Source organism: Kitasatospora sp. NPDC050543 (genome assembly GCF_044457565.1).
GTDB lineage: Bacteria > Actinomycetota > Actinomycetes > Streptomycetales > Streptomycetaceae > Kitasatospora.
Genome location: NZ_JBITGZ010000013.1, coordinates 21,268 through 37,961 on the forward strand (window position 1 = coordinate 21,268; position 16,694 = coordinate 37,961).

15 protein-coding genes and 1 riboswitch are annotated in these 16,694 nt (G+C 75.3%); of the genes, 7 read left to right on the forward strand and 8 right to left on the reverse strand.

From position 1 onward, the window contains the following. Together ACIBH3_RS17800 and ACIBH3_RS17805 are read left to right on the forward strand one after the other, a co-directional pair. Complete coding sequence (locus ACIBH3_RS17800) at nucleotides 1-1,365, forward strand: DUF58 domain-containing protein (protein WP_396312912.1); 1,365 nt, start codon at nucleotides 1-3, stop codon at nucleotides 1,363-1,365. After that, complete coding sequence (locus ACIBH3_RS17805) at nucleotides 1,362-3,785, forward strand: DUF3488 and DUF4129 domain-containing transglutaminase family protein (protein WP_396312913.1); 2,424 nt, start codon at nucleotides 1,362-1,364, stop codon at nucleotides 3,783-3,785. Before ACIBH3_RS17800 ends, ACIBH3_RS17805 begins: the two co-directional genes overlap by 4 nt. Before the next feature lie 157 nt (nucleotides 3,786-3,942). Here ACIBH3_RS17805 and ACIBH3_RS17810 read toward each other — a convergent pair whose 3' ends face one another. The 3 genes from ACIBH3_RS17810 to ACIBH3_RS17820 form a co-directional block, all read right to left on the reverse strand. Beyond that, a complete protein-coding gene (locus ACIBH3_RS17810) occupies nucleotides 3,943-4,326 on the reverse strand; it encodes a DUF3040 domain-containing protein (protein ID WP_396312914.1) in 384 nt (127 codons plus the stop codon). A 566-nt stretch (nucleotides 4,327-4,892) separates the two neighbouring features. Next, complete coding sequence (locus ACIBH3_RS17815; RefSeq protein WP_396313060.1) at nucleotides 4,893-5,666, reverse strand: methyltransferase domain-containing protein; 774 nt, start codon at nucleotides 5,664-5,666, stop codon at nucleotides 4,893-4,895. Nucleotides 5,667-5,733: 67 nt separating this feature from the next. After that, nucleotides 5,734-6,252 carry an SAV_6107 family HEPN domain-containing protein gene (locus ACIBH3_RS17820; protein WP_396313061.1) on the reverse strand — a complete coding sequence of 173 codons (519 nt, stop codon included), beginning with the start codon at nucleotides 6,250-6,252 and terminating at the stop codon, nucleotides 5,734-5,736. An 803-nt stretch (nucleotides 6,253-7,055) separates the two neighbouring features. On the opposite strand from ACIBH3_RS17820, the gene ACIBH3_RS17825 reads away from it, so the two are divergent. Both ACIBH3_RS17825 and ACIBH3_RS17830 read left to right on the forward strand, forming a co-directional pair. After that, on the forward strand, nucleotides 7,056-7,685 hold the full coding sequence (locus ACIBH3_RS17825) for a DUF4126 domain-containing protein (RefSeq protein WP_396312915.1): 630 nt from the start codon (nucleotides 7,056-7,058) through the stop codon (nucleotides 7,683-7,685). Between the two features lie 137 nt (nucleotides 7,686-7,822). Continuing rightward, a complete protein-coding gene (locus tag ACIBH3_RS17830; protein WP_396312916.1) occupies nucleotides 7,823-9,331 on the forward strand; it encodes a phytoene desaturase family protein in 1,509 nt (502 codons plus the stop codon). A 92-nt stretch (nucleotides 9,332-9,423) separates the two neighbouring features. Here the strand turns inward: ACIBH3_RS17830 and ACIBH3_RS17835 are convergent, their stop codons facing one another. Next, complete coding sequence (locus ACIBH3_RS17835; RefSeq protein ID WP_396312917.1) at nucleotides 9,424-10,305, reverse strand: hypothetical protein; 882 nt, start codon at nucleotides 10,303-10,305, stop codon at nucleotides 9,424-9,426. Between the two features lie 147 nt (nucleotides 10,306-10,452). Next, a complete protein-coding gene (gene metF / locus ACIBH3_RS17840; RefSeq protein WP_396312918.1) occupies nucleotides 10,453-11,367 on the reverse strand; it encodes a methylenetetrahydrofolate reductase [NAD(P)H] in 915 nt (304 codons plus the stop codon). Nucleotides 11,368-11,543: 176 nt separating this feature from the next. On the opposite strand from metF, the gene ACIBH3_RS17845 reads away from it, so the two are divergent. After that, nucleotides 11,544-12,650, forward strand: a complete 1,107-nt coding sequence (locus ACIBH3_RS17845; protein ID WP_396312919.1) for a polyprenyl synthetase family protein — start codon at nucleotides 11,544-11,546, stop codon at nucleotides 12,648-12,650. An 85-nt stretch (nucleotides 12,651-12,735) separates the two neighbouring features. Here ACIBH3_RS17845 and thiE read toward each other — a convergent pair whose 3' ends face one another. The 3 genes from thiE to ACIBH3_RS17860 form a co-directional block, all read right to left on the reverse strand. Further along, a complete protein-coding gene (thiE, locus tag ACIBH3_RS17850; protein WP_396312920.1) occupies nucleotides 12,736-13,386 on the reverse strand; it encodes a thiamine phosphate synthase in 651 nt (216 codons plus the stop codon). Next, on the reverse strand, nucleotides 13,386-13,751 hold the full coding sequence (locus tag ACIBH3_RS17855; RefSeq protein WP_396312921.1) for an Rv2175c family DNA-binding protein: 366 nt from the start codon (nucleotides 13,749-13,751) through the stop codon (nucleotides 13,386-13,388). Before ACIBH3_RS17855 ends, thiE begins: the two co-directional genes overlap by 1 nt. 168 nt (nucleotides 13,752-13,919) lie before the next feature. Beyond that, complete coding sequence (locus tag ACIBH3_RS17860; protein ID WP_396312922.1) at nucleotides 13,920-15,116, reverse strand: NAD(P)/FAD-dependent oxidoreductase; 1,197 nt, start codon at nucleotides 15,114-15,116, stop codon at nucleotides 13,920-13,922. 77 nt (nucleotides 15,117-15,193) lie between these two features. Next, a riboswitch (TPP riboswitch) is annotated at nucleotides 15,194-15,306 on the forward strand. A 3-nt stretch (nucleotides 15,307-15,309) separates the two neighbouring features. Between ACIBH3_RS17860 and thiO the strand changes: the two genes are divergently transcribed. Both thiO and thiS read left to right on the forward strand, forming a co-directional pair. Continuing rightward, on the forward strand, nucleotides 15,310-16,461 hold the full coding sequence (thiO, locus tag ACIBH3_RS17865) for a glycine oxidase ThiO (protein ID WP_396313062.1): 1,152 nt from the start codon (nucleotides 15,310-15,312) through the stop codon (nucleotides 16,459-16,461). Beyond that, nucleotides 16,461-16,670 (forward strand): sulfur carrier protein ThiS, encoded by a 210-nt coding sequence (gene thiS / locus ACIBH3_RS17870; RefSeq protein WP_396312923.1) that lies wholly within the window; start codon nucleotides 16,461-16,463, stop codon nucleotides 16,668-16,670. The genes thiO and thiS overlap by 1 nt, the downstream gene beginning before the upstream one ends. The last annotated feature ends 24 nt before the right edge of the window (nucleotides 16,671-16,694 follow it).

The window sequence follows — 16,694 nt, forward strand, 5'->3', positions numbered from 1 at the left end:
GTGCCCGCGCCCGACGGCGCTCCCCCGGCCCCGGCGGCCGGGCGGAGCCCGCACGGCCTGCGCGCGGGCCTGGCCGGCCTGACCACCCGGGGCCGCTCCTTCCTCGCCGCCGGTGTCACCGCGATCGGCTGCGCGTACATCCTCGACCAGGACGCCCTGCTGCGGGTCGGCGTCCTGCTCGCCGCCCTGCCGCTGTCCGCCGTGCTCCTGCTGGTGCGTACCCGCTACCGGGTCGCCAGCGGCCGGCGGCTGAACCCGCACCGGGCCACCGCCGGCCAGGAGGCCAGGGTCCACCTGCGGGTGGACAACGTCTCCCGGGTGCCCACCGGCCTGCTGCTGCTGGAGGACAAGGTCCCGTACGTGCTCGGGCCGCGTCCGCGCTTCGTGCTGGACCGGATCGAGCCGCGCGGCTACCGCGAGGTCTCCTACCGGGTCCGCTCCGACCTGCGCGGACGCTACCCGCTGGGCCCGCTCCAGCTGCGGCTGTCCGACCCGTTCGGGATGTGCGAGCTGACCCGCGCGTTCGCCGCCTGCGACCTGCTCACCGTCGTCCCGCAGGTGCAGAAACTGCCCGACTCCCGGCTGAGCGGCGAGTGGGCCGGGCAGGGTGAGAGCCGCTCGCACACCCTGGCGCTGGCCGGGGACGACGACGTCATCCTGCGCGAGTACCGCCCCGGCGACGACCTGCGCCGGGTGCACTGGAAGTCCACCGCCCGCTACGGCGAGCTCATGGTCCGCCGCGAGGAGCAGCCGCAGAAGGCCCGCGCGACCGTCCTGCTGGACACCCGCGAGTTCGGCCACCGCGGCAGCGGGCCGGCCTCCTCCTTCGAGTGGGCGGTCAGCTGCGCGGCCTCGGTCGGCGTCCACCTGCTGGAGCGCGGCTACCAGACCAGGCTGCTCACCGACGACGGCCAGTGCGTCCCCGGCCCGGACAGCGGTGGCAGCAACACCATCGCCGAGTCCTCCGGACTGCTGCTGGACGCCCTGGCCATCGTCGAACAGTCCGACGGCGGCGGGCTCTCGCGCGCCGAGGAGGCGCTGCGCCTGGGCGGCGAGGGCCTGCTCGTCGCCGTCCTCGGCTCGCTGGACGAGGAACAGATCGCCCGGCTCGGCCGGCTGCGCCGGCGTACCGGCGGGGCGGTCGCCTTCCTGCTCGACACCGGCTCCTGGTCGGGGCTGCACGCCCTCGCCCCGGGCCTGGGCAACGGCGAGTTCGACGCCGGCGTGCGCCGGCTGCGCCGGGCCGGCTGGACGGTCCTGCCGGTGCGCGCCGGGGACTCGGTGCCCGAGTTGTGGCGCGCCGCCGACCGGGCCACCGGCCCCGGCGACGCCCGCGCCCCGCACCGAGAGGAGGCCGGCGCATGACGACCCGGGCCAAACTGACGGCGTACGCGGCGCTGGCCACGGCGCTCGCCACGCTCTGCCTGACCCCGCTGCTCGTCTCCAAGGACTGGTACGCGCACGCCCTGCTGTTGATCGCCGTCGTCGCGGCGGCCGGAGCCGGCCTGCGCCGGCTGCCGATCCCGCGCTGGCTGGTACCCGCCGGGCAGCTGCTCGTCGTGCTCTACACCCTGATGCTCGGCTTCGTGCAGCCCGCGCTGGCCGGCGGGCTGCTGCCCGGCCCGAAGGCGCTGGACGCCCTCGGCAGCCTGCTGGGCAACGGTGTCGACGACATCTCCCAGTACGCCATCCCCGCGCCCGCCAGCCCCGGCCTGCGGCTGATCCTGGTCGGCGCGGTGGCACTGGTCGCGCTGGTGGTGGACGCCGTCGCGGTGACCTTCCGCCGCTCCGCGCTGGCGGGCCTGCCGCTGCTCGCCCTGTACTCCGTGGGCACCGGCCTGGCCGGTGGCGGCAGCGGCTGGTTCTGGTTCCTGCTGGCGGCCTGCGGCTACCTGGTGCTGCTCTTCGCCGAGGGCCAGGACCGGCTCTCCCGCTGGGGCCGGGTCTTCCACGGCAGCGGCAGCGCCGGGGCCGAGAGCCCGGGGGCGCTGTCGCACAGCGGCCACCGGGTCGGTGTGCTCGCGCTGGCGCTGGCCCTGCTGCTGCCGGCCTTCCTCCCGAACTGGCAGCTCGGCCTGGTGCACGGCTCGGGCAAGGGCAGCGGTGGCAGCGGCGGCGGGGTCACCAGCACGCTGGACCCGCTGGTGACGCTCGCCGACGCGGTGGCCAATCCCACCAAGGAGCAGCTGCTCTCCTACACGATGGTGGGCGGCCTGCCGGAGACCACCTACCTGCGCACCGGAGCGCTCGACGAGTTCAACGGCACCGAGTGGCGGCTGAGCCCCAAGGAGATCGGCGACCTGCCGGAGCGGCTCCCGGACGTGGCCGGGCTGGACCGGCTGGTCCCGCAGGCCGAGGTCCGCTCCGCCGTCACCGTCGGGGGCATGAAGTCCACCTGGCTGCCGCTGCCCTACCCGGCCGTGAAGGTCGCGGCCCCGGGCAGCTGGAAGTACGAACCCTCCACCCGCACGGTGCTGGGCGAGAACAACAAGGCGACACCGGGCCTGAAGTACGAGGTGACCAGCCTGGACGTACGGCCCACGGCCGGGCAGCTGCGCGCCGCCGGGCCCGCCCCCAGCGCGATCACCAGCCGCTACCTGGACCTGCCGGCGAACCTTCCGGTGGTGGTCCGGGACACCGCCGAGGGCGTCACCAGGAACGCCGCCACCAACTACGACAAGGCGGTGGCGCTGCAGAACTACTTCGTGCAGAACTTCACGTACACCGTGAAGGTCGAGCCGGCCGCCGGTAACGACGCGATCGTGAAGTTCCTGGAGCGCCGCAGCGGCTTCTGCGTCCACTACGCCTCCACCATGGCGGCGATGGCCCGCGCCCTGGGCATCCCGTCCCGGGTCGCGGTCGGCTTCACCCCCGGCAAGCCCATCGGTCCGAACTCCTTCGTGGTGACGGGCGAGGAGTACCACGCCTGGCCCGAGCTGTACTTCGAGGGCAGCGGCTGGCTGCGCTTCGAGCCGACCCCGCAGCGCGGCAGCGCGCCCGGGTACTCCGCGCCGGTGTCCACCCCGACCACCGCCCCGACCCAGCAGGCGCCCACGGCGGCGCCCAGCACGACGGCCGCGCCCGCGCCTTCGGTCAGCAGCAGCTGCGACGCGAAGCTCCGCAAGCTGGGCGAGTGCCCGGACCAGAACCACACCCCGGTGGCCCAGCCGACGCAGCGCGCCTGGTGGCAGTCCTGGCAGCACCTGGGCATCGTGGCCGGCGGCGTGGTGCTGCTGGCGCTGCTGGCCGCCCCGATGCTCTGGCGGGCCTGGCTGCGCCGGCACCGGCTCGGCGCGGGCGGCCGGCGCCGGCCGGGCGGCGGCGGACCGGCCGAGCTGACCGAGGCGCAGGTGCTGGCCGCGTGGGACGAGCTGATCGACTCCGCCTGGGATCTCGGCATCCCCCCGGACGACTCCCGTACCCCGCGCGCCTCGGTACGCCGGATCGCCGAGGTCGGCGAACTGGACGAGGCCGCCACGGCGGCGGTCGGGCGGGTGGCGCTGGCCACCGAGCGGGTGCTCTACGCCCGCGCAGGGGAGCAGGCCCCGCCGCTGGCTGGGGACGTGCGGACGGCCCGGGAGGGCCTGCGGGCCAGCGCCGGGCGGGCCGGACGGGCCCGGGCGCTGCTGCTGCCGCCGTCCTCGGCGAAGCTGTGGTGGCGGGCCGCGGACCGGGTGATGGCACTGCGGATGGCCGGCCGGCGGCGGGTCCTCGCGGTGAGCACCGCCGTGACCGGCCCGGTGCGCCGGGCCGCGGACGGGCTGCGACGCGGACGCCGCAGCTAGGGCCCGGGCCGGACAACGCGAGAGGGCGGGCAGTCGCTCGACTGCCCGCCCTCGCGCGTTGTCCCGCTCTGTGGCTCCGGGTGGCTCTGGTCCTGTGACGTGCCTTGTCCTGTGGGGAGCGCCGGCCCCGACGTGCCGGCGCCGCTCCGGTGGGCGGTCAGAGACCGCTCTGCTCGTCCCTGCGGCGCTGCCAGCGCTGCTCCATGCGGTCCATCACACCGGCCTTGCGGCGCGGCGCGGCGGCCGGTCGCGGCCCCGTACCGTGTCCGCCCGGCGCCCGCCTCCAGCCCGTGACGGCGAGGACCGCGCAACCCAGCATCACCAGGAACCCGACGACGCTCACCCAGATGAGCTGGGCGACCATGCCCCCCATCAGCAGGGCGATGCCCACCACGAACCCCGCGACGGCCTGGTAGACCCGCCGACGGGTGTGGGTGCGCAGCCCGGTTCCCTCAAGCGCCGACGCGAATTTGGGATCTTCGGCGTACAGCGCTCGCTCCATCTGCTCGAGCAGTCGCTGCTCGTGCTCCGAGAGCGGCACGGAGTCCTCCTACTCGTCGGTCGCGGGGCGACCGGTCCGCCACCCCTTTCGGGACAGCCAGTCCATTCAGCCTTCAAGACACGCGGTCAGACGCTTGTGTGGAGCCCATCCCGGTGCCGACAACGCCACCGTGCGGTCCGGACGGTCCTGCCGCCTGTCCCGAAGGACCTGCCGTCCCGGCCTGTGTCGTCCATATGCCCCATGCGTCCGGCTGTCATGCTTTCCGGCTTTACCCAGATCATACGGTCCTCGGACGCACTTCGGGATGGTCGACCACGCGCGGGCCGGACCACGTCGGCGAGCCCGATCCGCACGCTTTCAAACGTGGGAGGGCGGGCACAAGTGCCCGATTCTCCGGAATCGGCCGTTACATCCGAGTAAACCCCCCGGGAACAGCGGAAACACGCGCGAAGCACCGGCGATCCGGGGCGTCCCGACGGCCGGCCCCGGGACCCGCCGGGCCGGCCGTGGCGGTGACAACGCCGCGGAGCGGTCCGATGGCGGTGACAACGCCGCGGAGCGGTCCGATCGCGCCCGTGATGCCCGCCTCGGCGGCGGCCCGGGCGTCAGGCGAGTGTGGCCAGCAGGTGAAGCTGGGTGGCGACGGCGTGGAAGGCGGGCTGCTCGGCGGCGGCCAGCTCCAGCTTGAGCAGCGCCTCCATCGCCCCCGGCTCGGTGTCCACCAGCACGCCGGGCACCAGGTCGGCGAAGACCCGTACGCCGTGCATCGACTCCACCCGCAGGCCGGCCTCGGCCGCGAGCAGGCCGAGCTCCTCCCCGGAGAACCGGCGGGGCATCGGGTCGCCCGCGCCCCAGCGGCCGTCGGACGCGCCTAGTACCGCCTGGGCCTCGGCGAAGTGGCCGGCCAGGGCGCGGGCCAGCACGGCGCCGTTGCGGTTGGCGGCGAGCAGGCTGACCAGGCCGCCGGGGCGCAGCGTGTCGGTGAGGTTGCGAAGCGCCTCGGCCGGGTCGTCCACGACCTCCAGCACGCCGTGGCACAGCACCGCGTCGGCGCTCTTGGGGGCGATCACCTCGGGGAGCGTCTGGGTGTCCCCCTGGACGGCGCGGACGAGGTCGGTGACCCCGGCCTCGGCGGCCCGCCGCTCCAGCGCGAACAGTGCGTCCGGGCTCGGGTCGACCACCGTCACCCGGTGGCCGAGCCGCGCCACGGGCACGGCGAAGTTGCCCGTGCCGCCGCCGGTGTCCACCACGTCGAGCACGGGCCGACCCAGCTCGGTGGCCCGCGTCTCCAGGGCCGCGCGCACCACCTCCCAGACCACGGCGGTACGCAGGGCACTGCGGGGACGCGTCGGGTACAAGGTGAGGACTCCTTGGCGCATGGAGGTGGGTCCGAACACCCCCACCTTAGGCCGTCGGCGCCCCGCCCCGCGCGGGCGCCCGCCGGGTTCACCCCAGGCCCGGCTGCTCCCCCTCACCGCCGGGCGGCCTTCGTGGGGCGGGCGGCCGCGGGTGGAGGCCGAGCAGGCGCTCGGCGATCCGCAGGAAGAGCGCGGTGTTGCGGATCAGGTCGTCCGCGTCCCGGGGGCCGGCCGCGCCCGTGATGCCCGCCTCGGCGGCGGCCCGGCGGCGGGCTCCCGCCGCGAAGTACACCGCCCACTCGGAGAGCTCCGGCGCGACCTGCGGCAGCACCTCCCAGGCGCTGCGGATCGCCCGGCGCCGCCTCGGGTCCTTCTCCGGCCGCCCGCGGACGGCGAGCACGGCGGCCGCGGTGCGCAGCGCGGCGAGGTGTGCGGTGGCGTACCGCTCCAGCGGGTCGGGCAGCCGGCGGGCGGTGGCGAGGGTGCGGTGCGCGTGGGTGAGCAGGTCGACGGCGGCGGGCGGGGCGCCGGAGCGGCGGATCACCGGGTGGACGTCGCCACCGCGGGCCGCGGCCGCGGGCGTCGGCGCGGGTGTCGGCGCACCCATCGGCGCGGGAATCGCCGGCACCGCGGGCATCGCGGGCAGTGGCTGGTCGTCGGCGGCGGGTTGGCGGGCTGCGGAACGCAGGCGGGTGGCGGTGACGGGCTCAGGGTGGCTGATGGTCATGGTCTCCCCCGATCCGAGACGAGGCGCGCGGGCCGGTCGGCCCTCGCCCCTCCATCGTGAACGGCACCACTGACAATCAGCCCCACCCCGAGACCGCCCCGCGTCCCCCGTACCCCCCGGGCTCCCCCGAACCCACGGGTACCCCCGTGTTCCCCCGTGTCCCCCGAGGGGCGTACGGGCGGCCCCCGGCGGCCGGACCCGACGTATCCCCCGTCCGGGTCCGGCCGCGCGGGGTCGCCCCGCACGTCCTCCGGTCCGCCCTCTGGCGTCCCGGTCCTCCCCCCGAAGCCGGCCCCCCCGTGGCCCCGCTCCGCCGCCCCGTGTCGGCGGTGCGCGGCCTGAACCGGCTTTCCCGTGCGCGGCGCGGCTCTTCCGCCGACCCCCCGTGAGCCGGCGGACGAACCGCGTCCGCTCCGCGAGGTCCCCCGTGCCTCGCGGCCCGTCCTCCCGGTGTCACCACTCTCTCGTCTTCGCAGGTCGACGGCCATCCGCTGTGCTACTCATTCGGTGATCTGAGTACCCGTACTCAGATCACCCGGGTGCCGCCGCGCCGGGAACCGGCGGGCCGCGCGGCGCGTCCTGCACCGGTCACGGATCCGTCGGTGCGCGCCGGTACGGTGTGGCGCGGCCGGGCGTGGTCCGGCCGGGCGTGGTCCGGCCGGGGTTTCCAGGAGGGGAGAGCCATGACGATCATTCCGTTGATCTTCACCAGCGGCATGGCGAGCGGGATCAACGCCTACGCCGTGGTGATGCTGCTCGGCCTGTTCGGCCGCTTCGGCGGGGCGGACTCGGTGCCGCCGGTGCTGGAGCGCACCGACGTCCTCGTCGCCGCGACCGTGCTGTTCCTGCTGGAGGCGGTGGCCGACAAGATCCCGTATGTGGACACCGTCTGGGACGCCGTCCACACCGTGATCCGCCCGATCGCCGGCGCCACCGTCGGCGCCCTGCTCGCGAGCCACGACCCGGGCTCGCTGGGCGAGGTGGCGGCCGGGGCGATGGGCGGCACCACGGCGCTGATCAGCCACTGCGTCAAGGCCTCGCTGCGGATGGCCGTCAACACCTCGCCCGAGCCCGCCAGCAACATCATCGTCAGCCTGGCCGAGGACCTCTCGGTCGCCGGGCTGATCACCCTGGCGATCTTCCACCCCTGGCTGGCCGCCTCGGTGGCCTCCGTGCTGCTGCTGGCCGGGCTGCTGCTGGTGTGGTTCGCCGTCACCCGCATCCGCCGCTTCCTGGCGCGCCGGCGCGTGCGCAAGGCCGCCCGCGCCGGCGCGCCGCTGCCCCGGCCGGAGCCCAGCCGCAGCGCCTACTGACCACCGCGGTCACAGCGTTCGGGCGGAGCGCTGCGGTGTCGACGCCGCTCTGCCCGGCGCTCGTGCGCCGCCGGTCGCTCGTCGCGCGCGACACCGGCGTGCCCCGGGCGCAGGACCGCGGCCTAGGATCAGTTGCCATGGCACGGATCGTCATCATCGGCGCAGGAATGAGCGGGCTCGCGGCGGCCTCCCGGCTGGCCACGATCGGGCACCGGGTGACGGTCTGCGAGGCCGCCGGCACGTACGGGGGCATGGTCGGCCGGTACGAGCGCGAGGGCTTCGCGTTCGACACCGGGCCGGGCCTGCTCACCCTGCCCGCGGTCTACCGCGACCTGGCGCTGAAGACCGGCAAGGAGCCGCTGGAGGAGCTGGTCGAGCTCGCCCCGGTCGACCCGGAGAGCCGGCATCTGCTCCCCGACGGCACCGACCTGCTGCTGCCCAACGCCTCCAGGGGCGGGGTGGCCCAGGCCCTGGACGCGGCCTTCGGCCCGGGCTCCGGCGAGCGCTGGAACGCCATGCTGAACAACGGCCGCACCGTCTGGGAGGCCACCCGCCGCCCGCTCCTGGAGGAGCCCCTCCCGGCGGACACCACGCCCCTGCACGACGACCCCTACCCCGCCCCGCCCCGGCGGGGCCTGGCCCGCCTTCGCCGGCCCGGGCAGCGCACGCTCGCCCACGTCGCCGAGCACGAGCTCGGCGGCCACCCCGGCCTGACGGCGCTGCTCACCGAGCACGCGCTGCGCTTCGGCTTCGACCCGGGCACCGCCCCCGCCGGGGCGACCGTACTGCCGTACATGGAGCAGTCCTTCGGCGTCTGGTACGTCCGGGGCGGCATCCGTACGCTGGCCGACGCGGTGTACCGGCGGTGCCTGCTGCGAAAGGTGGAGTTCCGCTTCGACACCCCGGTCGCCCGGGTGCTGCTCACCGACGGGCGCGCGGGCGGCGTGCAGCTGGCCGGCGGCGAGCGGCTGGACGCCGACCTGGTGGTCTCCTCGATGGACGCCTGGTCGCTGTTCGCTGAGCAGGTCGCCGACTGGCCGGGCGGCGCAGACCCGGCCGACTGGGGCCACCACGAGGCGCCGAACGGGCGGTTCAGCGTGCTGCTGGCCCTGCGCGGGCCGCGCCCGGCGGGTACCGCGCACCGCACCGTGGTGCACGCGTCCCGGCCGCACGCGGAGCTCGACGCCCTGACCGCCCACTCGGACGCCGACCTGTGCGAGCGCCCCACCGTGCAGGTCCTGCGGCCGGACGACCCGTCGCTGCGCCCCGACGACGCCCACGAGAGCGTCGTGCTCACCGCGACCGTACCGGCGCTCGGCACCTTCGACTGGACGGCGCCCGGGGCCGCCGACCGGTACGCCGACCAGTTGCTCGCCCACGTCGACGCGGCGGGCCTGGGCCTGCGCGAGCGCGTCCTGTGGCGTGTGGTGCGCACCCCGGCCGACACCCGGCGCGAGACCGGCGCCGCCGAGGGCGGTGTGCCTCGCCCCGCACTCGCCGGCGGCCGCGGCGACTGGCTGCGGCTCGCCAACGCCTCACCCGTCCCCGGTCTGTACCTGATCGGCGGCGCCGCCCACCCCGGCGGCGGCCTGGCCCGGGTCGGCATGTCCGCGTCGATCACCGCCGGCCTGATCGGCCCCGCCTAGCGCCTGGTCGGCGCGGTGCGGACGCGGAACGGGAGGTCGGCCGGGCCGACTTCCCGCGGCCGACCGTCCGCGGGGGGTGCTTCCGGGCGTGCTCAGCCCTGCTGCTGCCAGCTGCCCTGCTGGTAGCCGTACGACGTGGGCTGCTGCGGGACGGCGTGCTGGTCCGGCTGGGGCTGCCACTGCTGCTGGCCGGCGTCCCAGGCGAGTTGCTGCTGCTGGTCGTATCCGGTCTGCTGACCGTAAGGGTCGTAGGCCGGCTGCTGCTGCTCGTAGCCGGTGGCCTGCTGCTGGTACCCGGCGTACTGGTCCTGCTGGTAGCCGCCGTACCCCTGGCCCTGGCCCTGGTCGTAGCCGAAGGCGGGCTGCTGCTGCGGCTGCTGCCACTGCTGGTCGGGGTAGCCGGACTGGTACCCGGTGGCGCCGGCGTACGGGTCGGCGTAGACCTCGGACTGGACGGCGTCCGGCTGCTCGTAGCCGGCCTGATCGTAGTAGCCGGACGCGGGAGACGGCGCGTCGGTGTAGACGCCGTCCGCCGTGAGCTCCTGCATCTCGAAGGCGGCGGTCTCCTCCACGGCCGGGACGGGCTCGGGCTCCTCGATCGCACTCACCTCGCCGACCTGCTCGACCGCGACCGCCACCGCCGCCACCGCGGCGCCACCGGTGGCGGCGCTGAGCAGCGGGACCTTCGCGAGCGGGCCGGGCAGGCTGCCGTCGGCCCTGCGCAGCGACCAGCCGGCCGCGTACCCGCGCTTGACCGAGAGCGTGACGAAGGTCTGCCCGAGCGCGAACAGCGCCGCGCCGGCGCCGATCACCACGACCGAGCCGAGCGCCATCCCGGCGACGACGCCGAGGAAGCCGCCGAGCGCGAGGCCGCGCCAGTGCAGCGGAGCGCGGTTCTGCAGCAGCACCTCGGCCAGCAGCCAGAGCGCCACCACCGCCAACGCGGCATACAGCAGCAGGTATCCGATGCCCATCCGCCCGCTACCTCCAGTCACATGCCGCGCGCGCCGCGCGTGTGCCGCGACTGTACCGTTTCGCCGCCCCGGGCCCCACATCCAGCACCGCGCCCGGCCGCCACCGGGAGGGCGGCGGCCGGGCGCGGTCAGGCCCCACCCGCCGGCTCAGCGCTGGTGCAGGCCGAGGTTCTGGTAGATCTCCAGGGTCGAGGTGGAGTGGTTGAGGGTGATGAAGTGCAGCCCGGGGGCGCCCTCGGCGAGCAGCCGCTCCGACATCGCCGTGGCGTGGTCGATGCCGACCGCGCGGACGGCCTCCGGGTCGTCGGCGACGGCACGGAAGCTGCGCACCAGGTGGTCCGGGAACTCCGAGCCGCTGAGCTGCGGGAAGCGCTCCAGCTGCTTGATGTTGGTCACCGGCATGATCTCCGGGATGATCGGCACCTCGCAGCCGGCCGCCGCGACCCGGTCGCGCAGCCGCAGGTAGTCCTCGACCTCGAAGAACATCTGGGTGATCGCGTAGTCGGCGCCGGCCCGGCACTTGGCGACGAAGTGCCGGATGTCGTCGTCCCAGTTCTCCGAGCGCGGGTGCATCTGGGGGAACGCGGCGACGCCGACGCAGAAGTCCCCGATGCCCTTGATCAGCTCGACCAGCTCGTACGCGTAGGTGACGCCGTCCGGGTGACGCACCCAGTCGCCCATCGGGTCGCCGGGCGGGTCGCCGCGCACGGCCAGCACGTTGCGTACGCCCTGGTCCGCGTACTGGCCGATGATGTTGCGCAGCTCGGCGACCGAATGGTCGACGGCGGTCAGGTGGGCGACCGGGGTCAGGGTGGTCTCGGTGGCGATCCGGCCCACCAGGTTGACGGTGCGCCCGCGCGAGGAGCCGCCCGCGCCGTAGGTCATGCAGACGAAGTTGGGGTCGAGTGCCTCGACCCGTCGGATCGCGTCCCAGAGCCGCTTCTCGGCGGCCTCGGAGCGCGGGGGCATGAACTCGAAGGAGAAGGACCGCTTGCCTGCCGCCAGTAGTTCGCGAACGGTGGTTGCGCGGTCGGTTCTGGTGGAAGCGATGCCGAGTGCCATGGTGGCAGGTTAGCCGCCGTCCGAAGCACACGGACAAGTCGGGTCCACGAGCTGAGACGGATTCTGGACACCCCCGCGGGTACCCCCGGACCGCCCCTCACCTGCTCCCGTACGCCTGTTCCCGGCCACCCGGTTAGGCTGTTGGCCATCCCAGCGATCTCCCCCGGAGCCCCAACGTGACCTCGTCCAGCAGCCGGCCGGCCAACCCCATCGACGTGGAGGCCGTGCGCGAGCGTGTGAACGCGGCGCTCGCCGAGTTCATGGACGGCCAGAGCGCGCTGCTCGGCAAGGTCTCACCTCAGCTGGCACCCGTCTGCGAGGCGCTGCGCGACTTCCTGCTGGACGGCGGCAAGCGGCTGCGCCCGGCGTTCTGCTACTGGGGCTGGCGCGGCGCCGGCGGCGCGGCGGACAGCTCCGGCATCGCCCACGCGGCGGCGGCCCTGGAGCTGCTCCAGGCCAGCGCGCTGGTCCACGACGACCTGATGGACCGCAGCGACACCCGGCGCGGCCTGCCCTCCGTCCACCGCCGCTTCGAGGCCCTGCACCGCGCCAACGGCTGGCGCGGCGACCGCGAGCAGTACGGGGCCTCGGCGGCCGTGCTGCTCGGCGACCTGCTGCTGATCTGGTGCGACGAGCTGTTCCTGCGCTCGGGCCTGGAGCCGGCCGCGGTGCTGGCGGCCAAGCCCGCCTTCGACCTGATGCGCACCGAGGTGATGGTCGGGCAGTACCTGGACGTGCTGGAGCCGGTCGCCGGCGACTCCACCGACGAGAGCGCGCTGGAGCGGGCGCAGACCGTCCTGCACTACAAGTCCGCGAAGTACACCATCGAGCGGCCGTTGCAGGTGGGCGCACTGCTCGCCGGGGCGTCACCGGCGCTGGTGGAGGCCTACTCGGCCTTCGGGCTGCCGCTCGGCGAGGCGTTCCAGCTGCGGGACGACCTGCTGGGGGTGTTCGGCGACCCGGCCGTGACCGGCAAGCCGGCCGGGGACGACCTGCGCGAGGGCAAGCGGACGCTGCTGGTGGCGCACGCGATGCGCGGGCTGCCGGCGGCCGAGGCCCGGCATCTGGACGAGCGGCTCGGCGCGCCGGACCTGGCGCCCGAGGAGGTCGCCGTGCTGCGCGCCCTGGTGGAGCGCAGTGGCGCGCCGGAGCGGGTGGAGCAGCGGATCGAGGAGCTGATGCGGCAGTCGCTGGCCGCGCTGGAGAGCGCCCCGCTGGCGGACGGGCAGGCGCGAGCGGTGCTGCTGGCGCTGGCCGAGGCGGCGACCGTCCGGCGGTACTGAGCCGGCACGGCGGTGAACGCCTGAGGGGCCCCGGCGGGGCCCCTCAGGCGTTCTGGCGTTCTGGCGTTCGGCCGGTGTGACCGGCTCAGGCCGCGCGCACCCGGCGGGCCAGCTCGGCGGCGGCCGCGCCCGGGTCGTCCGCGGCGGTGATCGCGCGGACCACGACCACTCGGCGCGCACCGGCGGCGAGCACCTCGTCCAGGTTGCCCAGGTCGATGCCGCCGATGGCGAACCACGGGCGGTCCGTGGCCTGCTTCGCGGCGTACGAGACCAGGCCGAGGCCCGGCGCATGGCGCCCGGGCTTGGTGGGGGTCGGCCAGACCGGGCCGGTGCAGAAGTAGTCCACACCGGGCTCGGCGATCGCCGCGTCCACCTCGGACTCGGCGTGGCAGGAGCGCCCGACGATCACGTCCTCGCCGAGGATGGCGCGGGCGGCGGACACCGGCAGGTCGTCCTGCCCGAGGTGCAGTACGTCCGGTCCGGCGGCGTGCGCGACATCCGCGCGGTCGTTGACCGAGAGCAGCCGGCCGTGCCGGCGGCAGGCGTCGGCGAAGACCTCCAGGTACTCCAGCTCCTGCCGGGCCTCCAGGCCCTTGTCCCGGAGCTGGACGATGTCCACGCCGCCGGCCAGCGCGGCGTCCAGGAACTGGGCCAGGTCGCCCTGCTCGCGGCGCGCGTCGGTGCACAGGTAGAGCCGGGCGTCGGCGAGCTGCCGGCGCAGGGTGCCCGCCGCCATCAGATCAGCATCGCCTGGGCGCGGCGCTTGACCTCGGTGCCCCGGTTCTCCTGGAGGGCCTGGATCGGGCTGCCGGGCAGCGACGGGTCCTCGGTGAAGAGCCACTCAAGGATCTCCGCGTCGTTGTACCCGCAGTCGCGCAGCACCGTCAGCGTGCCGGACAGGTGCTTGACCAGTCCGGTGCCGTCGATGAAGGCGGCGGGCACCTGGAGCGACTTGTTCGGGCCGCGGCGTACGGCGATCAGGCCGCCGTTCTTGACCAGGTCGCGCACCTCGGTGACCCGGACACCCCACTGCTCCGAGATGTCGGGCAGGTACATCCACTCGGGGACAAGGTCTTCAATCTTCGCTTCGATCTCGCTCACGCCACCAGACTGCCACCTTCCCGGGCCGCCGCGCACCAACCGCACCTCCGCGGCCGGCCGCGGTCACCGAAAGTGACCGTACCGTGGCCTACGCGACGGACCCGCGACAAGTGGCCGGGGCCGGGGTAGCCGGGGCCGGTGGCCCGGTAGCCGGCGGCCGGTGCGGCCCTACGCCGCGAGCGCCGACTTCAGCGGCACCGCCGGGTCGCCCACCCGGTCGACGTCGAGCCGGGCGCCGCGCTCGACCAGCCGACGGCCCTGGGTGAGATCGCGCGGGCGGTCGACGGTCAGCAGGGCGCGCAGCTCGGTGCCGCGCAGCCAGAGCACCGTCCAGGACGCGTCGTCCGGCGAGCCGCGCCAGAGCATCCGGTCCTGTGCGGTGTGCCGCCCGGCGTACTGGACCATCCGCCCGAACTGCTCGGACCAGAAGTACGGCACCGGGTCGTACGGTGCGTCGGAGCCGAGCAGCGCGGCGGCCGCGGCGGCGCCGGACTGCAGGGCGTGGTCCCAGTGCTGGACGGCCAGCCGGGTTCCGAAGCGGGCGGACGGGTAGGAGACGCAGTCCCCGGCCGCCCAGACGCCGGGCAGCGTGGTGCGCAGCGTCCCGTCCGCCAGGATCGCGCCGGCGGCGTCCAGCTCGACCGCGGAGCCGGCCAGCCAGCCGGTCGCGGGACGGGCGCCGATGCCGACCACCACCTCGTCGGCGGCGACCCTGCCGCCGTCCTCCAGCAGCACCGCGCCGGGCTCCAGCGCCGCCACGCCGGCGCCGCAGCGCAGCCGCACGCCCGCGGCTTCGTACCAGGCGGTCATCACCGAGCCGATCTCGGCGGGCAGGGCGCCCGGCAGCGGCGCGGGGCCCGCCTCCACCACGGTGACCTCGCAGCCCAGCTCGCGGGCGGCGGTGGCGACCTCGGCCCCGATCCAGCCGGCGCCGACCAGCGCGAGCCGCAGGCCCGGGCGCAGCAGGGCGCGCAGCGCGAGCGCGTCGTCCAGGGTGCGCAGCAGGTGGGCGCGGTCGGCGCCGGGCAGTGCGGTCGGGACGGCGCCGGTGGCGATCACCAGGCTGCCGTACGGCAGCTCGCCGGCGTCGGTGTGCAGGACTCCGGGCTCCAGCCCGGTGGCCCGGCGGCCGGTGAGCAGCTCGACGCCCAGCTGCTCGAAGTCGATGTCCAGGGTGGTGGAGTCGCTCTTGCCGAGCAGGACGTCCTTGGAGAGCGGCGGCCGGTCGTACGGCGGGTGCGGCTCCTCACCGACCACCGTGATCCGCCCCCGCCAGCCCCCGCCGCGCAGTGCCGTCGCGCACTGCGCCCCCGCCAGGCCGGCACCGACGACGACCACCCGATCCGCACTGTTCAGCTCTCCCACGCCGCCACTGTACTGGCCGGGTGTCCACCCCTCGTACGCGCCTTCGGCGGGGGAGACACCCGGAGTTATGGTGGGTGCACCCTCATCACGGGAGCCCGGCGCACCGGGCTGAGAGGCGGGCTGACGCGGCCTGCGACCGTCCGAACCTGATCCGGGTCATACCGGCGAAGGGAGAGCAGCAGCTTTGACACGCATGGAACCGGCCGGGCACACCGATGTCGCGGTCGTCGGCGGCGGCATCATCGGCCTGGCCCTCGCCTGGCGGGCCGCCCAGCGCGGGCTGGGCGTGGTCGTGGTCGATCCGGCGCCCGGCGGCGGCGCGGCGCAGGTCGCGGCGGGCATGCTGGCGCCGGTCACCGAGCTGCGGTACGGCGAGGAGGCGCTGCTGGCGCTGGGGGTGGCGTCCAACGAGCGGTACGCGGCCTTCGCGGCCGAGCTGGAGGAGGCCACCGGCCTGCCGACCGGCTACCGCGCCTGCGGCACGCTCGCCGTCGCGCTGGACTCCGACGACCGGGAGGAGCTGCGCGAGCTGCACGCCTTCCACCAGCGGCTGGGCCTGGCCTCGCACTGGCTGACGGGCCGGGAGGCCCGCAGGCTGGAGCCGATGCTGGCCCCCGGGGTGCGCGGCGGCCTCCATGTGACGGACGATCACCAGGTGGACGGCCGGCGGCTGGCGGCGGCGCTGGTCGAGGCCTGCGAGCGGCAGGGGGTGGAGCTGCGCCGGGCGGGCGCCGTCGAGCTGCTGGCCGAGGGCGGGCGGGCCCGCGGCGTCCGGCTGGACGACGGCACCGGTCTGACCGCCGACGCGGTGGTGCTGGCCGCCGGGCCGCACAGCCACCGGCTGCCGGGCCTGCCCGCGGGGGTGCTGCCCGCGATCCGCCCGGTGAAGGGTCAGATCCTGCGGCTGCGCATCCCCGAGCCGTACCGCCCGTTCCTCTCCCGCAACGTCCGCGCCGTGGTACGCGGTCAGCACCTGTACCTGGTGCCGCGCGAGGACGGCGAGCTGGTGATCGGCGCGACCAGCGAGGAGCAGGGCTACGACACCACCGTCACCGCCGGCGGGGTGTACGAGCTGCTTCGCGACGCCCATGAACTCGTCCCCGGGATCACCGAACTGCCGCTGGTGGAGACCTCCGCCGGGCTGCGGCCCGGTTCGCCCGACAACGCCCCGCTGATCGGGCGGACCGCGCTGCCCGGGCTGTTCGCGGCGACCGGCCACTACCGCAACGGGGTGCTGCTCACCCCGGTGACGGCGGACCTGCTGGCCCAGGAGCTGGCGACCGGGGTCACCCCGGACCTCGCCAAGCCCTTCTCCCCCACCCGTTTCACGACAGAGGTCTGCTGATGAGCGACATCCCACTCACCGTCAACGGCGAGCCCCGCGAGGTGCCGGCCGCGACCACCCTCGCCGAGGTGGTGGCCACCCTGAGCAGGGCCCCGTCGGGCGTGGCCGCCGCGCTCAACGAGGCCGTGGTGCCGCGCGGCGCCTGGGGCGCCACCGCGCTCTCGCCCGGTGACCGGGTCGAGATCCTCACGGCCGTACAGGGAGGCTGAGCACGATGACCGACCTCGGGCCCG